Consider the following 18634-nt stretch of genomic DNA (forward strand, 5'->3'; position numbering starts at 1 on the left):
CACCCACCACCCACCCGCTTCATTCCCCCCAATACCAACTGGAGACAGTAATCATGAGCGTAAGAGTATTCGAAACCAAGGAAGTACAGGAACTGCTGAGGGCAGCCACAAATATTGATAGCAACGACGGGAATGCACGTTTCAAGCAGATCATCCACCGCCTGCTGTGCGATCTCTTCAAGGCCATCGACGATCTCGACATTACGCCGGACGAAGTCTGGACCGGCATCAATTATCTGAACAAGCTCGGCCAGGACGGTGAAGCGGCATTGCTGGCCGCAGGCCTTGGTCTGGAAAAGTATCTCGACATCCGCATGGACGCATCGGACAAGGCGATCGGCATTGACGGCGGTACACCGCGCACCATCGAAGGCCCGTTGTATGTAGCGGGCGCGCCGCTACGCGATGGCGTTTCGAAGATCGACATCGATCCCGACGTCGATGCGGGTCCGCTCGTCATCCACGGCACCGTCACCGGTCCGGATGGCCAGCCGGTCGCTGGCGCCGTGGTTGAATGCTGGCACGCGAATTCGAAGGGTTTCTACTCGCACTTCGACCCGACGGGCGCGCAAAGCGACTTCAACCTGCGCGGCGCGGTTAGAACCGGCGCGGATGGCAGGTACGAATTCCGCACCCTCATGCCGGTCGGCTATGGCTGTCCTCCCCACGGCGCGACGCAGCAACTGCTGGACGAAATCGCCCGTCACGGCAACCGTCCTGCACACGTGCATTTCTTTGTCACCAGCGACAGCCAGCGCAAGCTGACGACGCAATTCAACATCGAAGGCGATCCGCTGATCTGGGACGATTTCGCCTACGCCACGCGTGAAGACCTGATTCCTCACGTCGCGGAAAAGACCGGCGGTACGGCGTTGGGCCTAAAGGCCGACAGATACAAGGACATCGAATTCAACATTTCCCTGACCCCGCTGGTCCAGGGCAAGGATAATCAGATCGTCAATCGCCTTCGCGCTTCAGCCACAGCGTAATTGGCCGAGCCGGCGGCGCCGCCGCAACGCTGCCGCCGGTCAGTGTAGTGAATTGGCCGCTGCTACCCGCGAGACGCGTGCTAGCTGATAGGCCGACGGACGAAAGTCGACCGTAGAAGGTGTGGGATCGGCTAAATGCCGGATGTGTGGCTAGCTGTCCAGAAGCGCTGAGGAGTATGCGCAACGCCCACAAATCATGCGTTTAATCCAGCGGCATCAAAAGATGAAACGGCTATTGCGCTGACGTGTCGCCCGTTTCCGTGTATAGCGGGTTTGTGCCTGTCAGGAACCAGGTGTGCAGCGTACCTATGCCTTTCGCTTCAATCTCGCCTCGCTCCTCAAACAGAAAACGATCACCAAGAAGGCCCCGCGTGGCGTCGGTAACCTGCACACGCCCCGCCACGCTGTGGGACTCCATTCGACTGGCGGTGATGACTGCAGCGCCCCACAGGTCATAGATGAACTTTCGCCTGCCGATGACACCGGCGACCACCGGTCCGCTATTAATGCCAATACGCAATTGGAGGCTGTAGCCGTGGCGTCGATTGAATCGCGCAAGCGCATCGATCATATCCAGTGACATATGAGCTGCCCTCCCTGCGTGGTCAGGAGCTGGGTCTGGCAGCCCACATGCTGCCATGTACGAATCACCAATCGTCTTGATCTTTTCAAGGCCCCAGTGGTCGGCGATGTTATCGAATTCGGCGAAAATCTCGTTGAGTAAAGCGACTAGCTGCTCCGGATCCATGAGCGCCGAAAACTGTGTAAACGCCACAATATCAGCGAATAGAACTGTGACATCCGTAAAACTATCGGCGATGATTTCAGGAATACTGTCGGCGATGAGGTCCGGGCGCGCTTTGAGCCGTTCAGCGATCGGATAGGGCAGCAGATTGAGCAATAGCCGCTCCGACATTTTTTGCTCGACAGCGAGCTTGTCATAGAGGCACTGGAGTTCGTCGCGCTGGCGCTGGATTAACTCCCGGCTCGCCTGCAATTCCTCGTTCTTACGCCTGATCTCGGCTTCGGCGCGTTTTTTCTCAGTGATATTGCGGCCCTCAGGAAGCAGGAAGACGACCGCACCATTTGAATCTTTGATCGGCAATATCGAAAAATCGACGACGATCGTCTCCGCACCCGCTAACTGACCGTAGACTTCGAAATCGCAGCGGACGAACTCGCCTTCGCCAGCGCGGTGAATCAGTTCCCGGAGCAAAGCCTGTGTCTGCCCCGAAACGCCCCACCAACGCGCCTCCCAGAACGGTTTACCACGAATGTCATCCATTCGTATCCCGGCGGCTTCAAGCGCAGCATGATTGATCTCGAGCATTGTTCCGTCCGTATCCAGTAGACCTACGAACTGATACATCGCGTCAAACATGATGCGCGCTAACTTATTCCGCTGTGTCTGGAGGTCATCGCCTGCAGAGAGCGTCACGTCGCCCACCCGAAATTCCGCGACGCCAGAGAAATTCTGGAGATGGATCGCAGCCATGCGTCACCTCTTGCGCCTTCGGCATCCAGCGCAGCACTTGCTCACGGGATTGCCTTCGGCATGCTATCGGTCTGATGCTCGCAGTGTACTCACTCGCGCAATGAAGATACGAGTATCGGTATTTTCATACAAATATGATGCATGCGCGGCGCGCGCGCTCCAACTCCAGCTCAACATCATCTTTAAGCCACCGGCGCCGTACCGGTTTGTTGGCTTTTGCACCGGGCCTGCTCCGGTTCCGGTGTGTCCCCATCAACACCACATTCAGATAGAGGGGAACACGACCTGCACGCCGCAGGCCGAGAACTCTTCCCATCAGCAGCGCCTGGTGGGCATATTTGGGCGCCAGCCGGTCCGGTGACGGGCCCATCGCAGCGTTGCTCATCGCTTACCTCGCTTCGATCGGACTGATCTGCTCGTACGCCTTTTGCAATTGTTCCTGGGCGTAGCGGTTCGGCTCAAAGGCCAGACGGAACAGCTTCTGGACCACGGCGCCAGACACTCCCTTGGCCCCACTTTAGTTGGCAGTTTGCTCTGTTGTTGGTGGTGTTACCCTTGCGGAATGCCGCGTCCACTATCGCTGGCCTACGTCGTGCGTTTCTTCCGGCCTCGGTCATCGGTTTCTTCAACGGGGCATTCCAGCCACATCATGATCAGATGCAGCACGCGCCGATCAGCGATGCGTCGCGCGAGCGATCCCTCGCATCATTCTGTAAGGAGATCGAGTTGATCGGCCACGCAACAAGAGATGCCAGCTACGGACGCCGTTGTTGTGAAGTGGCAAAACGCGCCGTGCTCGCTGGACTTGGAGCACATTACATTACTGGCGGTTTCACGAGCTGAATTGTGTCTCGAATGACCGATCCTGAAGTAGAAGCGACGTTCGAGTGCCTACGCCGCGGCTCCTCTCAGTGACCGCGATTGGCCGGTGGACTAAACCGCTCGCGCGGTAGGGGCTACGGTCCGACGCTAGAGGTCAGGGAGAGGCCGGTCACGCGGTTTTATGTTGGCGAATGAGGCAATCCGCCTCGTTCTCCAGCAGGAGCCGAATCATGACCTCCTTACCCGCAAACACCAGCCCGCTGCGCCAGCGCATGATCGACGACATGCACATGCGGCGGCTTGCGCCGAAGACCCAGGAGAGCTATCTGCGCATCGTGCGCGAGTTCGCCCGGTTTCTCGAGCACTCACCTGACATGGCCACCGTTGAGGACCTGCGGCGCTACCAGCTCTATCTGGTCGATCACGGCACATCGCCCGTCTCACTGAAGTCAGACATGAGCATCGCGGTTCTTCGATCCGCCTGTCGAACGTCGACTCCGCGGCAACGCGGCCCACGAGCGGACGTTTGCGCGTGTCGCTTCGTGAAGCGCCTCGCACGCCCGCTTCATCATCGCGATTGCACGACTGCACCGCGTAGCCACCGCGTCAGTGCCTGTCCAGCCTCCCGCCTGGCAGCGCCGTATCCGGCACCGCTGAGCATCCTGACCTATCAATCGCCATAGCCGCGAAGACTTCAAGCGCATCGGGGCACTCCGCGGTTTCCTCCATCGAGGCTTATTCGACGCCTGCCGACACGCGCAGAGGCATCGTCACATTCCGATGGCCGATGGCAGGCATCGAATAACCCTAAACGCGCGCAGCCTCACGAGTTGACGCCGCTATCCCGGCAACAGCGGTCTATTACAAGCGCCATATTGCGTACCTTCTCGGACGCTCGATAACCGGCGGCGTATTACTCGTTGTCAAACGCAATCTCAAGTTGATACAGCTTCACACGCAAACGCAATCGTAGTTTGATACACCCGCTCATGCGGTTATTGCTTGGGTGCTTTCCGAACCGTGTTGACTGCCATACCGGTCTCGACCGCGATGTCCCGGAGGCTGTTTCCCTGGCGACGCAGAATCTCGATTTCCATGTACTCCTCGTAGCTGATCACGGGCCGCCCAAAATGGAGCAACCCTACAACGAGGTGTATCAATTCCTAACTGCGCTGCTGTATCAATTTACAAGTGCGCGCGACATCGTGTGGGAAGTGCGATGGTCATTCGAGGCTCCGGTGCCTGACTTCAGTCTCTTTGTGCGGCGAGCCTTCTCCCGGTGACTGGACTAATGCACAATAAACTCGGAAATCACGCGCGGCCGGCGAGCATCGCACCATGCGCGTTGCGCCAACCGCACGCGTGGAGGTGCGCTATGAAAGACCTCACGAGAAACTGCTCGATGCTTGCTGCATTGGCGGTTCTGCTGACTGGATATGCCGCTGCCGGCGCACCGCAAGGCGGGCGACATCTGACCCCAACGGAGTGCCGTGACCTGGCCGAGATTAAAAGCAACGCGCCTCCGACGAAGTCGCAACACAAAAGCGAACTCTCGGCCCTGAGGAAGGCGGGCTACAACCCATCGCCATGGCATGACGACCCACACTACCCAGCGAATCTACATGCGGCGCAGCGCTTGGTCGACCAGTGGTTCGAAACGGATTGCAAGTAGTTGCAACGCATTGAAGCGCAGCGCTGATCCCTTGCACGGCGGCGACGGCAGCGCCCAACCTCAACAGGCATTCATTGCCAGATCTGGCGGATGACCGGTGTGGGGTCAACGAGAGACAGTTGGCCAGAGGACTGGCAATCAATTCGCCACTGCCCTTGGCGTGTAATAACGATCTGAATAACGATCACGCTGATAATCATTTGTCGAGCAGCAGGGCCGCCCGCAGCGCCAAAAGCCTGGGCATGAATCTGGCACCGCAGTCCGGATTCGGCTCGGAGCCGATCCGGACGTTCATGTCACCAATTGCAATTCGTAACTACCATCTACCGGCTACGCTACCGAAAAGTACGGTCTCGCCGAGGTATCGTTGCGCGGCAGCCCCATGATCTGGCGGGCTTCAGCGGGCGTCGCGATCTCGTAGTCCATTTCACGCAGAATCCGCACGGTGCGCTCGACCAGTTCAACGTTTAGCGCGAGCTGGCCCTGACGATAATAAAGATTGTCTTCGAGGCCCACGCGAATGATCTGTCCGCCGAGCAGCAGTGAGTTGATGCCCGCGGGTAGTTGTGCCGGCCCGATGCCGCTCACACAGAAGATACTGTCCTTGGGCAGCAAATCGACCATGAACTGCAAAGACTTCGGGTTATAAGGCATCGCATTCTGAAAACCTCGATGCGCATTCATCACCAGGTTGAATACGTACGGTGGTTCGTCCAGCCCCATCTGGATCAATGTGGTGGCGTCCTGAACGATATGCGTCGGACTGAAAACCTCCCACTCGGGCTTGATACCGCGCTTCCTCATTTCCTCGGCCAGAGACTGGCATCGCGACGGTGAGGTGTTGAGCAGGACCTCCTTGCCTCCAAAGCTCGCCACGAATGTGCAGGCGTCGAGCGTGCACATCTCGGCACCGGCTTCCATGCCCTTGAGACGCTCTTCCCAGACGGTATCCCACATCCCGCCGTCGATCTGCCGCACCATGTCGCCATGAACGCCACCGCCCGTCGAATTGTTAATCACGATGTCGCATTTGGCGCGAATCAACTCATTGATACTGCGATAGATCTCGGCGTTGCACGTCGCCTCGTCGTCAGGCCGCCGCGCATGCACGGCCACGACGCTGGCGCCGGCGTTGTAGCAGTCGTACACGTCCCTCGCGATCTCGTCGGGCTGCGTAGGCAAGTGAGGGTTCTGTGACTTGAATGCCATCCCTCCAGTGGGTGCGACGAGGACGATAACCTTGTTCGTAGCCATGTCAGTGTCTCCATGAGAAGTTGGATAGTTTTGCGACCGCCACTCGAGCCCCGGTCACAAGGGGCTGCGCTACTGCGCGGTCTCCTCGGCAAGAAACAGCGAAATGCGCCGACGAAGCTCATCCGGAATGGCGACGGATTCCCGCCGCTCGCGAGCGAAAGGAGGACGATCGTCTGCTGAACCCGTACGCGCAGCACGTCGCCGGCGAATGCTGCGAGCGAAAGCACGATAGAGCGTGTCCCGATCCGCTTCACTGCCAGCCGCATTTGCAGCGTGTCACCGATCTTGCTGGAAGCGACAAAGTCCACTTCCATGCGTACCGTCGGCACACCCAGCTTCCGGACGGCAACGAAATCCGCATAATTCACGCGCAGCCCATCGTTGAACCAGTCCTCGATCAGCTCGTGGAAAAGCACGAAGTACTGCGGATAGAAAACGATGCCTGCCGGGTCGCAATGCTGAAAGCGAACGAGCTTTTGTGTTTCGAATAAGCCTGCAATATTCATAATGCTTTTCCCATCGGACGCCTCACGTGCCAAAGCGCGCCGCCTGTATTTCAGTCAAGCGCGCCTTCACGCTCGAGATCACGTTCGAAATCAGCCAACGATCGCCCGAGCCGTTCAACGAGATCGTCGATTTCCGGCTCCGTGATGATCAGCGGCGGCGCAATCAGCTGGATATCGCCGAACTGTCCGCGGTTGGCACGCCGGTTGTAAAGCGCGATGCCGTGCGCGAGTCCGTAGTTCGTCAGACGGGCCGGCGCATTCATCGCTGGCGGAAGCTGACGTCGGGTCTCCTTGTCCGCAACGAGTTCGATCGCCATGAGCAAGCCCTTGCCACGCACATCGCCGACCAGGCGGCTCGCCTTCTGCAGATCGCAAAGTCTTCGATCAAGATACTGCCCCATCCTCGCAGCCCGTTCGACAAGCCCCTGTTCCACCACCTCGTCGATCACGGCCTCGGCAACAGCGCAGGAGAAGGGGTTCGAGAAGTAGGTATGCCCGTGGACGAAACCGCCATGCGCGCCAATCGTCTCCACGATCCGGTTTGGCGCGAGCACCGCACCAAATGGCGTATAGCCCGCGGCAAGACCTTTGGCCAGTGTCACGATGTCCGGACGTGAGCCTTCCCAGTGTTGCGAGGACAGGAAAGCGCCCGTGCGCCCCGCACCACACATGATCTCGTCGTGAATGAGCAGCACCCCGTAACGGTCACAGATCTCGCGGACCCGACGGTAGTACGACGGCGGCGAAACCAGCGCGCCGCTGGACAGGCCGCCGACCGGCTCGAGAATGAATGCGAGCACGGTGTCGGCCCCCTCCTCGACGATCCGCTGTTCGAGCGCCTCTGCGCAGGCTGCGAGGTGCTCTTCGGCCGACGCGCCGGGCGGCAACCGGTAGGTCAGCGGCGCAGGAATCTTCGGCATCGACTGGAACATCGGGCCGTAGATCGACTCGGTGAACGAGTCGCCCGTGACGGCCATGGCGCCCATGGTCGAGCCGTGATAGCTCGGATCGCGGGAGATCACCTTCCAGCGCGTCGACTGTCCACAGGCGACTGCGTACTGCCTTGCGAGCTTGAGTGCTGCTTCGTTGGCCTCCGAGCCTCCCGAGACGAAGAACGCACGGTCGAATCCCTCGCCAGCGAGGTCAGCGAGCTTGCCGGCCAGGCGGACGTTCTGTTCGCTTTCAAAGAAGCGCGGATACGCAAAGGTGACGCGGTGAGCCTGTTCCGCCATCGCAGCAACGATGCGCGGATTGGAGTGGCCAAGGTTGCTCACAACCGCGCCCGACGTTGCGTCCAGATACCGGGTGCCACGCTCGTCGTACAGGTGGACACCTTCGCCATGCGAAATGCGCGGGGGACGCGCCGCGCCCTTCGGAAGGTAGAAACTCATGACGCTTCCGCCACGAGGGGTGTCTCCTACGAGACGTTTTCCAGCCGTATCTTCCATTTCAATGCACCTCTTCAATGCGCAGTACCTTGTGCGGCGATAGCCGTTGCTATCAGACGAGGACGCCCGCGTAGCGCTCGACAAACGTATCGAAGGCCGACAACAGTCGCCCAATTTCCTTTTCGGTGATTGGCATGCTCAAAACGATGAAGCCACGGCGGGCCAGATAGATACCGTGTTCAACCATGTGAAAGAAAAAGAGATCTTTGACGCTGTTGCCCTCTGGCAGCAGATCTTTCACCGATCGTATTGCGTGCCTACCGGCCTGAAGATTCATGAGGGACCCTCTTCCGGTGAACTGGAGAGGGACGTTGCGCTCCACACAGATCGCGTTCAGCTGTTCCCGAAGCCGATCGCCCCTGGCGTTCATTTCACGCGCGACGTCCGCGGTGTACAGCCTGGATAGACCTGCTGCGCCGGCCGCCATACTCAGGACGTTGTTGTTGAAGGTGCCGGCATGCGGCGTGGCGCCGGGCTTGCGCGGATCGAACTGATCCATGATGGATGCCCGCCCGCCGAACGCGCCGAAAGACATGCCGCCTCCGATGTACTTGCCAAGCGTCGTCAGGTCAGGCCTGATCTCAAGTGCTTCCTGCAGCCCGCCGGGTGCCAGCCTCGAAGTCATAACTTCGTCAAAGATCAGGAGCGCACCGTACTTCGACGCAAGCTCTCGCAGCCCGGCCAGGAAGTCCGTTTCACCGCAAATGCAACCCGCGGCTCCCTGCATCGGCTCGACGACGACGGCCGCCACCTCGTCGGGATGCGATTCAAAAAGGTCCTGCGCGCTCGCCAGATCGTTGTAGTTTGCAATCAACAGGTCGTGCGGAACGTTGACCGGGCTGTTGCCTTGTGCAAACGTCAGCACTCCGCCGTGATATCCGCCAGCAAACACGATGACCTTGTCACGGCGGGTATGGACCCGTGCAGCCGAGATCGCCATCAGGTTCGCTTCGGTACCCGAGTTCGTGAACCGCACTGAATCGACCGCGGGAAAGCGATCGCAGATCAGACGCGCAAGCTCCGACTCCAGCAGGTTATGTCCACTCAGATTGATCCCGGCATCGAGCGCACGATCGATGGCCTCCCGGATGACGGGGTTCGAGTGCCCATAGAGACCAGCCGTGAATTCCGCAATGAAGTCGATGTATTCGTGACCGTCCGCATCCCAGAGACGGCAACCCTCACCGTGAGCGATCGCGAGCGGAAACGGACCGTAAAAGAGCACCGACCGTGTATTGCCGCCAGGCATGACCTGAACGGCCCGCTCGTATTGACGCGCGCTTTGTGGGTTGCTTCCGGTGTAACGCGAGACCGCGCGATCGATCGCCTCGGCAAGCGTGGAAAAGACTGACGTAGTGGAGTTTTCCATCGTGGTGTCCCGTGTACATGACATTCGCGACCCTCTGGCGGAACGCGCCAACTGCGCCAGAACGCCGAACTGCAATTCATTGTACACCGTACAATAGAAGACGCAAGACGCAAACTGAGATATTCCGCGCGACAGGACGATTACGAGCTGCCAGCGGCCAAAGCGGGTTGGTAGGTTGTCCGGTCTACAATGGAGCCTTGTTCACCACACAATCGCGCAAGGCAACGAACAGACAAATGACGACATCAGCTCGCAAGTCGACCCGCGTGGAGAAAACAGGAATCACCAAGAAGGGCCCCAGCAGCACTGGCGCAGATTCCGGTCGAGCTCGTGCCGGAGCTTCCCCGGCGTCGCGCCCGCGCTCGAAGAAAGGCGGGACCACCGGCGGTTCCGGGCTCAGCAAGGAAAGAATCATTTCTGCGGCGATTGAGCAGATCGATCGCAACGGGCTCATGGGATTCAGCTTGCGCGATGTGGCGCGATCGCTTGGCGTCTATCCGTCCGCGGTGTACTGGCACGTTGCGACGCGTGACGATCTGCTCGCGTCGGTTGTCGAAGCCACAATGGCCGACGTTGCGCCCGAACCCGGCAAGTTGTCGTGGCAGGACTGGCTCAGGGAACTGTTTTCCCGATGCCGCGAGGTGATCCGCCGACACCCTAACGTCGCGCAGCTCCTCGGCGGACACCTCGTCGCCAACGCAAGCCTGAGCCCCGGCATGATCGACAGGATTCTCTCCGTGCTCGTTGCGGCCGGGTTCAAGAACGATCAGATTGTCGACATGTATAACGTGGTCATCGCAACGATGGTCGGTTTTTCGACGCTCGAGTTCGCGTCCATGCCGACGGACGACCCCGCGGGATGGGCAGCGCAACTACAGGAGAAGGTGAGCTCGATCCGGGCGCTCGAGTTTCCGACGCTGGCGAGGTATCTTCCGGCCATGGCAAACAGGTCGTTTATCGTTCGCTGGCAAAACGGCACGGACGCAGCCATGGACTCCAGTTTCAGGGCATATGTCGAAACTGCTATTGCCGGCATGGAGCGGGCGCTGGCGCGCGCCTGATGACTGCCGACCTGGCAAAATCTGCCCGAAACCTTGTCCAGTCTTGAGATCTGACGTCACGCATCGCGGACTTGGTATGGCGGCACGCGGGCTACAGAGTGGACAAACGACCGCAATAACGAGCAGAGCGGACCGATAGATGTCCGCCTACTGGAGGTGATGGGACGGGGCGCGTAAGGCTGCGGACAAGAAACTAAAACTTCCTCGCGACCTGCCGTGCAACGGATAGATATCTTTCCGCAGTATCCTGCAACGTCAACCCGGCAAGAAAACGCCGCACGCTGGGTTGAGCCAGCGCCGCAAGCAGCGCCGCAGCATAAGCGTCCGTATCATCTGTATCGACCAGTTGCACGCCCGGCAGCGTCTTCGCGAACTGGAACGGCGTGATCGTGCTGGCGACGACGGGAATCCCCGAAGCCAGCGCCTCCAGAAACGCGATACTGTGCCCCTCCGAACGCGACGGCATCGCGAACACATTCGACGCCCGAAGCACGCCGCACACATCCGGATGCGGCCCCTCCACGTTCACCCGCTCTTCGAGCGCGAGTTTCTTCACCAGATCCTGAACCGCGGCCAGATAAGCCGGGTCCTCGACGACGCCATACAGTTGCAGCCGCACATCCTTCACCTGCGCCGCGACTTCACGAAACGCGTGCACCGTCTGCAACTGGTTCTTCACCGACGTGTATCGCCCGATCTGCACGATCTGCAGCGGCGCGTCGCCGTCGCGCGGACGGTCGTCGAACACGAAGCGCGTCGTGTCGACGCCGTTCGGAATGAGCGTCAGCGACGGATGCGCGCGCACACTGTTCGTATAGTCATGCAGATTGGCCGGCGATACGCCGATCACCGCCCTCGCCCGCGACGACAATATCCGTTCGACATAGCGAAAGAGCGCCCGCTCGAAATCGTTGACGGCCGAATGCATCACGTAGATCACGGGCACTTTGGTCGGCAGCGCGCGTGCATAGAAAGCGGGAATCGTCGCGTGAGCGAACATCACATCGGGCCTGAAATGCCGCAGCATGCGGGCCAGAAAGACGAGCTTGCCTGGCAGTGTCGAACGCCTGCAAGGAAACACACACTCGACACCGTGACTCGCCAGCTCGCGCGTGAGCGGCGCGAAATCCGCGTGCTCGGGCAACAGCGAGGTCACGCCGACCACGCTGCCCTCGCGCTGCTGAAAGATCGCGAGATCCTTCGCGAGCACCTCCGCGCCCGACAGGCGCGGCTCAAGCACGAGATGAAGAATCCGCATCAAAGCACCCTCGCCGTCCGATACGCCATCCACATCGCCGCGCAACTCAGTCCGAGCGTCATGGCCCACGCAATGCCCGTGACGCCCCAGTAGTGCGTCGCGGGCGGCACGCAGGCAAGCAGCACGAGCACCCGGATCACGGACGCCTGCGTCGCCGACCGCGTGCAGATACGCAACCAGCACCGCGATCAGCGCGCCCGTCGCATGTTGGTAACGAAAATGGTAAATCGCCACGTTCGCATGCAAGCGCCATTTGCCGGTCAGGATCGGCAAAAAATTCATCATGCTGTCCTTTGTCGGTATATGTGGCAAAATTGTCCGCTCATGCTGCGGTGGCAATGCCAAGGTGAACGCAGTGTCCGCCCTTGCCGTTGTCATGGAACGCGCAACCCGTCAGTGTCCGTCGAAGCGACCATCAACCCGCAGATTCGCCTGTGCATCATCATTGAGCCCGATTCCACGGGACACCGTTGGCACCATGTTCAATGGATCGCGCAAGCGAACTTCGCCATCTGCGAGGCAGCAAGCTTAACGTCCTTTATTGATCTGTTCCGGTTTGGCGGCGTGGTGGCCAACGCTCTGGCAAAAGGTTCAGACATATAGCGCGGCCCATGAAGGAGATGCGTCGAATACGCCATAAGCGGCGAGCTTTGCTCTCAACTGTAGACCCTGGCCGCCCTTCTCCTTGGCCGGCCAGGAGACCTTTCAATGACTATCAACTCGCGGCCCGAACACGGGTAGATACCCGTTCCGCCCTGCGCGACAAGGGCTCCAGAGATGCGAAATAAATTTGCCGCCGGTAAACCTCTGCATTGGCAGTCAGGGGCGCAAAGTCCATGTGCGGTCACGAAACTATCCTTCTCGTAAGGCTCGTAGCGCGCCCGGTCATTGAGGCGGCTGATTGGCCCTGAGATCTGTCGTTCACCGACCTGTCGGTTGAAGGAAGTCGCCGGGCCATTTGCTGCCGCTGGACTGCGTCTCCTCGTTTCGGACTTCACGTCGAGGCCAGCCCGTGACGTCGCATGTACCGCGGCTGACCGGTCGATTCACATTGAGATGTCAGCTGACATTGAAATGCACACGTATTTCCTGCGTGCTTTCGACGGGCAGGCCATCGCGCAACGCGGGAAAGAAACGCCAGCGATGCAACGTCTTGAGCAGCAACTGGTTCAGGCGCGGCCACGGTGTCGCCTTGACGAGTTCGACATCAACCGAGCCGTCGACATGAATCGTGAAGCGCGCTGTCGCCACCGTCTGATACGCCTGCTCGCGCAGATCGTCGGGCAATGCCGGTAGAGGCTGCGAGATCGAGCGTGCAGCCGCGTTTGTCGCGGGTGCAGCATCCGGCGCTCCACCATGCGCCACAGACGGTTGCTGTGATCTGGCTGCGGCCGCTTCTCCCGATCGCTCCTCGTCCGTCTGGCGTTGTGCTGGAGCCGCAACGGGTGCGGGGTCAGCCCGCGCCATGGTCGCATCTGGTCTGATCCCGGCCGCCGGCATGGCGCGATGTACCGGCGTGCGCAGTTGCGCATGCGCGCGTGGTACCGTTTTTTCAGTCGCGGTGGAAGGAGGCGGCACGGCCGGCGCTTCGGTTGCTTTGGAGACAGGCGCTGCAGGCGGATCGAGCACGATGACCCGCATGTCCAGAGAAGGAGCGGTCCGGGCCGGACGGATTGACCTGAGCAGGCCGGATGACAGGGCGAACAGAACCAGCACCCAGATACACAAGGCAACCACAAAGGCGACGCCCGTGCGCACGCTCGCCACATTGCGCACGCAAGGCAGCTCATGGCAGCTTCTATTCACGGCGCACGGCAATCAGGAAGTGTTCCGCACCGGCACGCCGCGCCGCGAGCATCGCCTGCACGACCGCGCCGTGACCCGCGTGGTCATCCGCTGCGATCACGACGTTGCCGTCGGGGCGCAGCAGTCGCCTGACTTCCGGTTCGATCTGATCTGCGCGCACGGCATGACGGTTGACCGATACCTCGTCGTTGCCACTGACAGAGACCGTCAACGGCTCGCTGGTATTCATCGGCTGCGCATGTCCGGACGGAAGGTTGATACGGACGGCGTCGAGCCGTTGCATCGCGAGCGATGCCAGCATGAAAGTCGCGAGCAGGAAGAACATCACGTCGATCATCGGAATGATCTCGATGCGACCGCGCCGGGACGCGCGCGAGCGTCTGAGTTTCATTTCCGGTCTCCTCGCGCATCATCTTCAAGGCGAAGCTCATTGAGCCGCGCGTTGGCGAACAGTTCGAGTTCGTCCATCAGACGCTCCAGCCGCCGCGAGAAATAGTTGAAGGCAAACAGTGCAAAGACAGCGACGATCAGCCCGATTGCCGTCGCCACCAGCGACTGCGCCACACCGCCCGTGACGCCGCCCGGATCGACGAGTCCGTTGCCGCCGAACAGCTGGAACGATTTCATCATCCCGACGATCGTGCCGAGCAGTCCGAGCAGCGGCGCGGCCGTGACGATCGTTTCCAGTAACCAGAGACCGCGGCCCATGTCACGCTCGATCTGCGCGGCGATGGATTGCGCCGAGGCCTCGCGCAACCAGATTGGCGAGTCTGATTCAGGCAACCAGGGCGCAGCCATGCGCCGAAAGGCGTTCTGTGCGGCAAGATTGCCGATACTGGTAGCGAATCCGTCAGATAACCCATCGACAGGGAATGGCACGGTCTGCAGAATGCGGGCCGGCACGCTCGCGAAGCGCGCGAACACGTATGCCCGGTCGATGATGATGGTCAGGGCGAGAACGCCCAGCACGCTCAGCGGATACATGATCCAGCCGCCCGTGCGCATGGCTGCCAGAAAGCCTGTCCATTCCTGCATGATCTTTCTCCCGTAGCCGTCGATCAGAAATACCTGGTCACGCCTGCATACACGGCGAAATGCGGTCCATACTGCGGCGCACCGACGCCGATGCCCGAGCCGTCGCGCAGCTGGTAGACCCGGTTGAATGCGTTGACCACAAGCAGGCGCGCGTCGACCTTGCCTAGCAGGGGCTCGTTGAAGTGCTGGATCACCCCAAGGTTGACCTGCGCATAGACGGGCAGACGGTCCGTATTCGCAAAGCCGCTGCGCAGGCCGCTGCCCACCAGGCCGTCGAACGTAAACGTGGTCTGATGGAAGTCGTACGCTGCACCGAACGAAGCCGTCACGCGCTGGTCGTGGTCCAGATATACCCAATGGCTCGCGATGTACGCGAGTTCGTCCGGATCGAAGTTGAACTGCGCCGAGTTGATCTGCTTGCCTTGCGCCCGGGAATAAGCAAGGTTCAGCCAGGCGGAGACGTTGTCCTGTTTGTAGTTGGCGGTGAATTCCACCCCATACGTTTTGCCGTACTGGTAGTTGAACGGCGTAAAGATGAGCGCGGAGCCAAACTGTCCTTCGTCGAGCAGATCAGTCGATTTCTTGTAGTACGCGTCCAGTCCGAGCGTTACGGCCGAGCCTACCTTCTGTGTGATGCCGAGATCGAAATAGTGGCTGCGTTCCGGCTGCACCGGGTCGTTCTGGCCCGATGGGCTCTGGTTCGTCGTGCCATTGAACTTCGATATGGTCGAGCCGGACACCAGTTCGAACGGTGGCGGCGTGAAGTACCGTGCGTAGCCGGCGTGCACGGTCGTCGTCGGCGTGAGCGTGTAGACGAGGCCGATGCGCGGGCTTAGCTGGCTCGCAGTCGAGTACTCATCCATCCGGTCATAGCGCAGGCCGTAGTTCAGCGTCAGCCGGTCAGTGACTTTCCACTCGTCCTGGGCGTACAGGCTGTAGAGATAGCCGGTCTTGCTGCTGTTGTCCGGAATGTTGAAGGGCACGTCGGAGAGCTGGTTACCGCTTTCATCAACAGCAAAGACGTTCACGCTGTTATCAAACACGGCGTGTTCCTGCTGGAAAAAGAGACCGGCCCGCATCGTGTGCCTGTCGTTCAGACGCCAGGTCGTATCGACCTGCGCGCCGTTGGCCGAGTTGCTGTGGAAGTCTTCCGAGGCGACGCCGTTGAAGAGCAGATCGCCAACGGGGTCTGGGTTGAACTTCGTACGGGTATAGCGCGTGAAGAGTGCAACCTGGTAGTCAAGTGCGCCTCCGTTCGTCCCCTGAAGCGCGATGGCCGCAAAACTGTTCAGCTCGGACTGCGTTTCATTGAGCTGCGACGAATCGAAGATGCTGTTGCCGTTGAGCGTAAAGTTCGTCGGCAAGCCTGGTGTGTTCGGAATCTCGAACTGGTTGCTGGTCGTACCGAAAAGCAGGCTCACGCGTGTCAGCGGATTGATCAGATACGACAGGTAGCCGAACGCGTCGCCCTGGCGCGTGTGATCGTGAATGGCATTGGTGCTCGCCGTCGGGTTCTCGATGCCGAGATTGTTCACGCCCAGCGAACCGCTCAGGTAGTAGCTGAACGGTCCCTCGCTGCCGAATACGTCGGCACTCGTTTTGATGGTCTGATGACTGCCGCCGAACACATCGATCGCGCCGCCATTTCCCGCGTCGCCTGACTTCGTGCGGATATCGACGATGCCGGCCGTCCGGTAGCCGTACTGCGCAGGCAGCGCACCTGTCAGCAGGTTGAGCTGATCGATGATCCGCGTGTCGAGCGACTGACCAAACCCGCTGATCGGCTCCGGGATGATGATGCCGTTGATCCGGTATTGCAGGTTCGCGTGCTCGCCACGCACGTGCAACTGTCCGAACGAGTCATTGGTGACACCGGGCGCCTGCAGCAGCACCTGATTGAGCGGAGTGTTCTCGCCGGCGGGCATGGTGTTGATATCCGCCTGCGTGAAACGGTAGACGCTGCTGCCCGTCTCGGGCAGCAAACCGTTGCGGGCCTCGTTCAGACGTTTTGCATTGACCTGGACGTCCAGCGTGTCGCTCTTTTGCAGCTGCACGCTGACCGCCGCCGGCGCGTCGGACTGGGTGCTCGCAAGGCTGCTGCCGCTGGCAAAACCCGGGGCGGTGACCACGACCGCATACGTGCCGGGCGCCATACCGCCGATCGAAAAATGTCCCGTCGTGTCCGTGCTGGATGTGCTGATGGACGCGCCGCTGGCGTCCTGCAGGTCCACTTTCGCGTTGACGACGGGCTTGCCCGTGGGATCCGACACCGTGCCCGTCAGTACTGCGCTACCTGGCGCGCCCCACGCGCGCGAGACTGCAAAAAGTACAAGCGCCGCCTGTGCGATCAGTGTGCGGTTTTTCATTATTTTTGCTCGTTCGGAAGCTGGATTGATGATGAGGAGCGGTCCGGCGAACGATCCCCCGGCCTTCCCCGATAGGCGACAGAATGCGAAGGAACAATGCGACGACCTGCGCTGCGTCGCGCTATCGGCCGCAGACGGCGACCGACATGCGACAGCAATCATTCAATCAGGAGTACTTCCTGATTGGAAAAAATATGGATAACGACAGTCATAAGCGATCAATTGGCGGGGCGTATCCGCTCGCGTATCGGACGAATCTGTTAGACGAAGCACCGGCGAACGCCGAGCAATTGACGTTATGATATAACATCACACCAGAAACCGGCAAACATGAAGCTCGGGTTGCTTTCGCGCAACGGAAGCTGTGCTTGCAGGAACGTAAGGTCTGGCAGCGACCGGCGGCATTGCGTCGGGCCCGCGAAGCCGCGCAGCCTGGCTCAAGCGAGAGCAGGGTACGACGGCCGTTCAGGTTTCATTTGGCGAAAGCGCCGAAAAACGGTTCGCAACCCTAAGAGCCGGATCAATGACACCAACCATCCACGAAGGAGATCCAGTCATGTCGTCGTTATTGTCCGGCACGCGCATACCCGTCGCCATCCTGACCGCTTTCTGGGCAGTGGCAAGACCACCCTGCTCAACAGGATTCTGACTGAACATCACGGCGGACGTATCGCGGTCATCGAAAACGAGTTTGGCTAGGCAGGCATGACAACGAGCTGCTGGTCCGCGATGGTGATGAGCAGATCATCGAGATGAACAACGGCTGTATCTGCTGCACTGTCCCGGGCAACCTTGTGAGGATTCTCGGTTCACTTGCCCGGCGACGCGAGGCGGGAGAACTGGATTTCGACCGCGTGATCATTCAAACGACGGGACTGGCAGATCCCGCGCCCGTCGCGCGGACGAACGGTTTGCGTAGCAACCGGATTCGTCCAGCGGCGCACTTTCGCTGGTCTATTATTCAGTGGCGGAGGACGTATTTGTCCCGATGGCTGATCAGTTGAGGAGCATCGACATGAGCACCTGCAATGAACCCCATCATGCCCATCACAACCACCAGCACGGCCCGAGCTGCGGGCACACGGCCATCCGGCACGGCGACCACGTCGACTACCTGCATGATGGCCATCTGCACCATCCGCATGGCAATCATGTCGACGAGCACAGACTTGAGGTAAGCGCAAAAAACCCGGACCGATGCACGCCCGACCATAACTGCGGCGGCCACGCGCCAGATCACGTGCACGGCCCGGGTTGCGGACACGAACCGGTTCCGCATGGCGATCACGTCGACTATCTGGTGAACGGCCACCTGCATCATCCACATGGCGATCACTGCGATGACCATGGTCCCGTCGAGCTGGCGTGAGCGCGTGCCGCATGACAGCAGGCATACCTGTGACGGTCAACGCGTCGTCGACCATGCCATGGTTCCAAAGCACGGCCGCGCTGCGGGGGCGGCCCTCATCCTCTGGACCTGTGTCATGATCTCGCTCGCGTGGGCAACCTTTCTTGTTTTGCTGGTCCGGATGCGCTGACGCGCCTTGCGTTCT

General features: G+C 60.1%; 16 protein-coding genes and 4 pseudogenes. 7 read left to right on the forward strand and 13 right to left on the reverse strand.

Annotation, left to right across the window (positions count from 1 at the left end; translation table 11 throughout):
* Positions 1-53 precede the first annotated feature (53 nt).
* Positions 54-989 carry a catechol 1,2-dioxygenase gene (catA, locus tag GCT13_RS38655; protein WP_152767244.1) on the forward strand — a complete coding sequence of 312 codons (936 nt, stop codon included), beginning with the start codon at positions 54-56 and terminating at the stop codon, positions 987-989.
* A gap of 232 nt (positions 990-1221) precedes the next feature.
* On the opposite strand, the gene GCT13_RS38660 is transcribed toward catA, so the two are convergent.
* Complete coding sequence (locus GCT13_RS38660) at positions 1222-2484, reverse strand: adenylate/guanylate cyclase domain-containing protein (RefSeq protein ID WP_152767222.1); 1263 nt, start codon at positions 2482-2484, stop codon at positions 1222-1224.
* A 124-nt stretch (positions 2485-2608) separates the two neighbouring features.
* Positions 2609-2869, reverse strand: a complete 261-nt coding sequence (locus tag GCT13_RS38665) for a hypothetical protein (RefSeq protein ID WP_152767223.1) — start codon at positions 2867-2869, stop codon at positions 2609-2611.
* A 667-nt stretch (positions 2870-3536) separates the two neighbouring features.
* Between GCT13_RS38665 and GCT13_RS38670 the strand changes: the two are divergent.
* Positions 3537-3758 (forward strand): annotated as a pseudogene (locus tag GCT13_RS38670) (phage integrase N-terminal SAM-like domain-containing protein); the annotation flags it as partial.
* A gap of 558 nt (positions 3759-4316) precedes the next feature.
* On the opposite strand, the pseudogene GCT13_RS51655 reads toward GCT13_RS38670, so the two are convergent.
* A pseudogene (locus GCT13_RS51655) lies at positions 4317-4424 on the reverse strand (IS21 family transposase); the annotation flags it as partial.
* A gap of 257 nt (positions 4425-4681) precedes the next feature.
* On the opposite strand from GCT13_RS51655, the gene GCT13_RS38675 reads away from it, so the two are divergent.
* Positions 4682-4978: a DUF4148 domain-containing protein gene (locus GCT13_RS38675; protein ID WP_152767224.1), complete on the forward strand. Its 297-nt coding sequence runs from the start codon at positions 4682-4684 to the stop codon at positions 4976-4978.
* A gap of 330 nt (positions 4979-5308) precedes the next feature.
* Here GCT13_RS38675 and GCT13_RS38680 read toward each other — a convergent pair whose 3' ends face one another.
* From GCT13_RS38680 to GCT13_RS38695, 4 genes and pseudogenes are all read right to left on the reverse strand, one after another.
* A complete protein-coding gene (locus GCT13_RS38680) occupies positions 5309-6232 on the reverse strand; it encodes a BKACE family enzyme (RefSeq protein ID WP_152767225.1) in 924 nt (307 codons plus the stop codon).
* Between the two features lie 182 nt (positions 6233-6414).
* A pseudogene (locus tag GCT13_RS38685) lies at positions 6415-6738 on the reverse strand (acyl-CoA thioesterase); the annotation flags it as partial.
* Positions 6739-6788: 50 nt separating this feature from the next.
* The gene (locus GCT13_RS38690) at positions 6789-8129 is read right to left on the reverse strand and encodes an aminotransferase family protein (protein WP_152767226.1); all 1341 of its coding nucleotides are present in this window, start codon (positions 8127-8129) and stop codon (positions 6789-6791) included.
* 109 nt (positions 8130-8238) lie between these two features.
* Positions 8239-9555 (reverse strand): aspartate aminotransferase family protein, encoded by a 1317-nt coding sequence (locus GCT13_RS38695; protein WP_152767227.1) that lies wholly within the window; start codon positions 9553-9555, stop codon positions 8239-8241.
* A gap of 236 nt (positions 9556-9791) precedes the next feature.
* Here GCT13_RS38695 and GCT13_RS38700 point away from each other — a divergent pair, with 236 nt between their 5' ends.
* Positions 9792-10616, forward strand: coding sequence for a TetR/AcrR family transcriptional regulator (locus GCT13_RS38700; protein WP_152767228.1), 825 nt, complete (start codon positions 9792-9794; stop codon positions 10614-10616).
* Between the two features lie 193 nt (positions 10617-10809).
* Here the strand turns inward: GCT13_RS38700 and GCT13_RS38705 are convergent, their stop codons facing one another.
* Positions 10810-11874: a glycosyltransferase gene (locus GCT13_RS38705; RefSeq protein ID WP_152767229.1), complete on the reverse strand. Its 1065-nt coding sequence runs from the start codon at positions 11872-11874 to the stop codon at positions 10810-10812.
* A gap of 396 nt (positions 11875-12270) precedes the next feature.
* On the opposite strand from GCT13_RS38705, the gene GCT13_RS38715 reads away from it, so the two are divergent.
* Positions 12271-12477, forward strand: coding sequence for a hypothetical protein (locus GCT13_RS38715; RefSeq protein WP_152767230.1), 207 nt, complete (start codon positions 12271-12273; stop codon positions 12475-12477).
* A 456-nt stretch (positions 12478-12933) separates the two neighbouring features.
* Here GCT13_RS38715 and GCT13_RS38720 read toward each other — a convergent pair whose 3' ends face one another.
* The 4 genes from GCT13_RS38720 to GCT13_RS38735 are packed head-to-tail and all read right to left on the reverse strand — an operon-like array spanning position 12934 to position 17081.
* Positions 12934-13632 carry an energy transducer TonB gene (locus GCT13_RS38720; RefSeq protein WP_321574900.1) on the reverse strand — a complete coding sequence of 233 codons (699 nt, stop codon included), beginning with the start codon at positions 13630-13632 and terminating at the stop codon, positions 12934-12936.
* A gap of 40 nt (positions 13633-13672) precedes the next feature.
* On the reverse strand, positions 13673-14071 hold the full coding sequence (locus tag GCT13_RS38725) for an ExbD/TolR family protein (RefSeq protein WP_152767231.1): 399 nt from the start codon (positions 14069-14071) through the stop codon (positions 13673-13675).
* Complete coding sequence (locus GCT13_RS38730; RefSeq protein WP_152767232.1) at positions 14068-14715, reverse strand: MotA/TolQ/ExbB proton channel family protein; 648 nt, start codon at positions 14713-14715, stop codon at positions 14068-14070. Before GCT13_RS38730 ends, GCT13_RS38725 begins: the two co-directional genes overlap by 4 nt.
* A 23-nt stretch (positions 14716-14738) precedes the next feature.
* Complete coding sequence (locus GCT13_RS38735; RefSeq protein ID WP_152767233.1) at positions 14739-17081, reverse strand: TonB-dependent receptor; 2343 nt, start codon at positions 17079-17081, stop codon at positions 14739-14741.
* Between the two features lie 556 nt (positions 17082-17637).
* Here GCT13_RS38735 and GCT13_RS38740 point away from each other — a divergent pair.
* Positions 17638-17986, forward strand: a pseudogene (locus GCT13_RS38740) (CobW family GTP-binding protein); the annotation flags it as partial.
* A gap of 56 nt (positions 17987-18042) precedes the next feature.
* Here GCT13_RS38740 and GCT13_RS48765 read toward each other — a convergent pair.
* A complete protein-coding gene (locus GCT13_RS48765; RefSeq protein ID WP_193727877.1) occupies positions 18043-18429 on the reverse strand; it encodes a hypothetical protein in 387 nt (128 codons plus the stop codon).
* Between GCT13_RS48765 and GCT13_RS48770 the strand changes: the two genes are divergently transcribed.
* Positions 18422-18619 (forward strand): hypothetical protein, encoded by a 198-nt coding sequence (locus GCT13_RS48770; protein WP_193727878.1) that lies wholly within the window; start codon positions 18422-18424, stop codon positions 18617-18619. The genes GCT13_RS48765 and GCT13_RS48770 overlap by 8 nt on opposite strands.
* Positions 18620-18634 lie beyond the last annotated feature (15 nt).

It is taken from the genome of Paraburkholderia franconis (assembly GCF_009362735.1).
GTDB lineage: Bacteria > Pseudomonadota > Gammaproteobacteria > Burkholderiales > Burkholderiaceae > Paraburkholderia > Paraburkholderia franconis.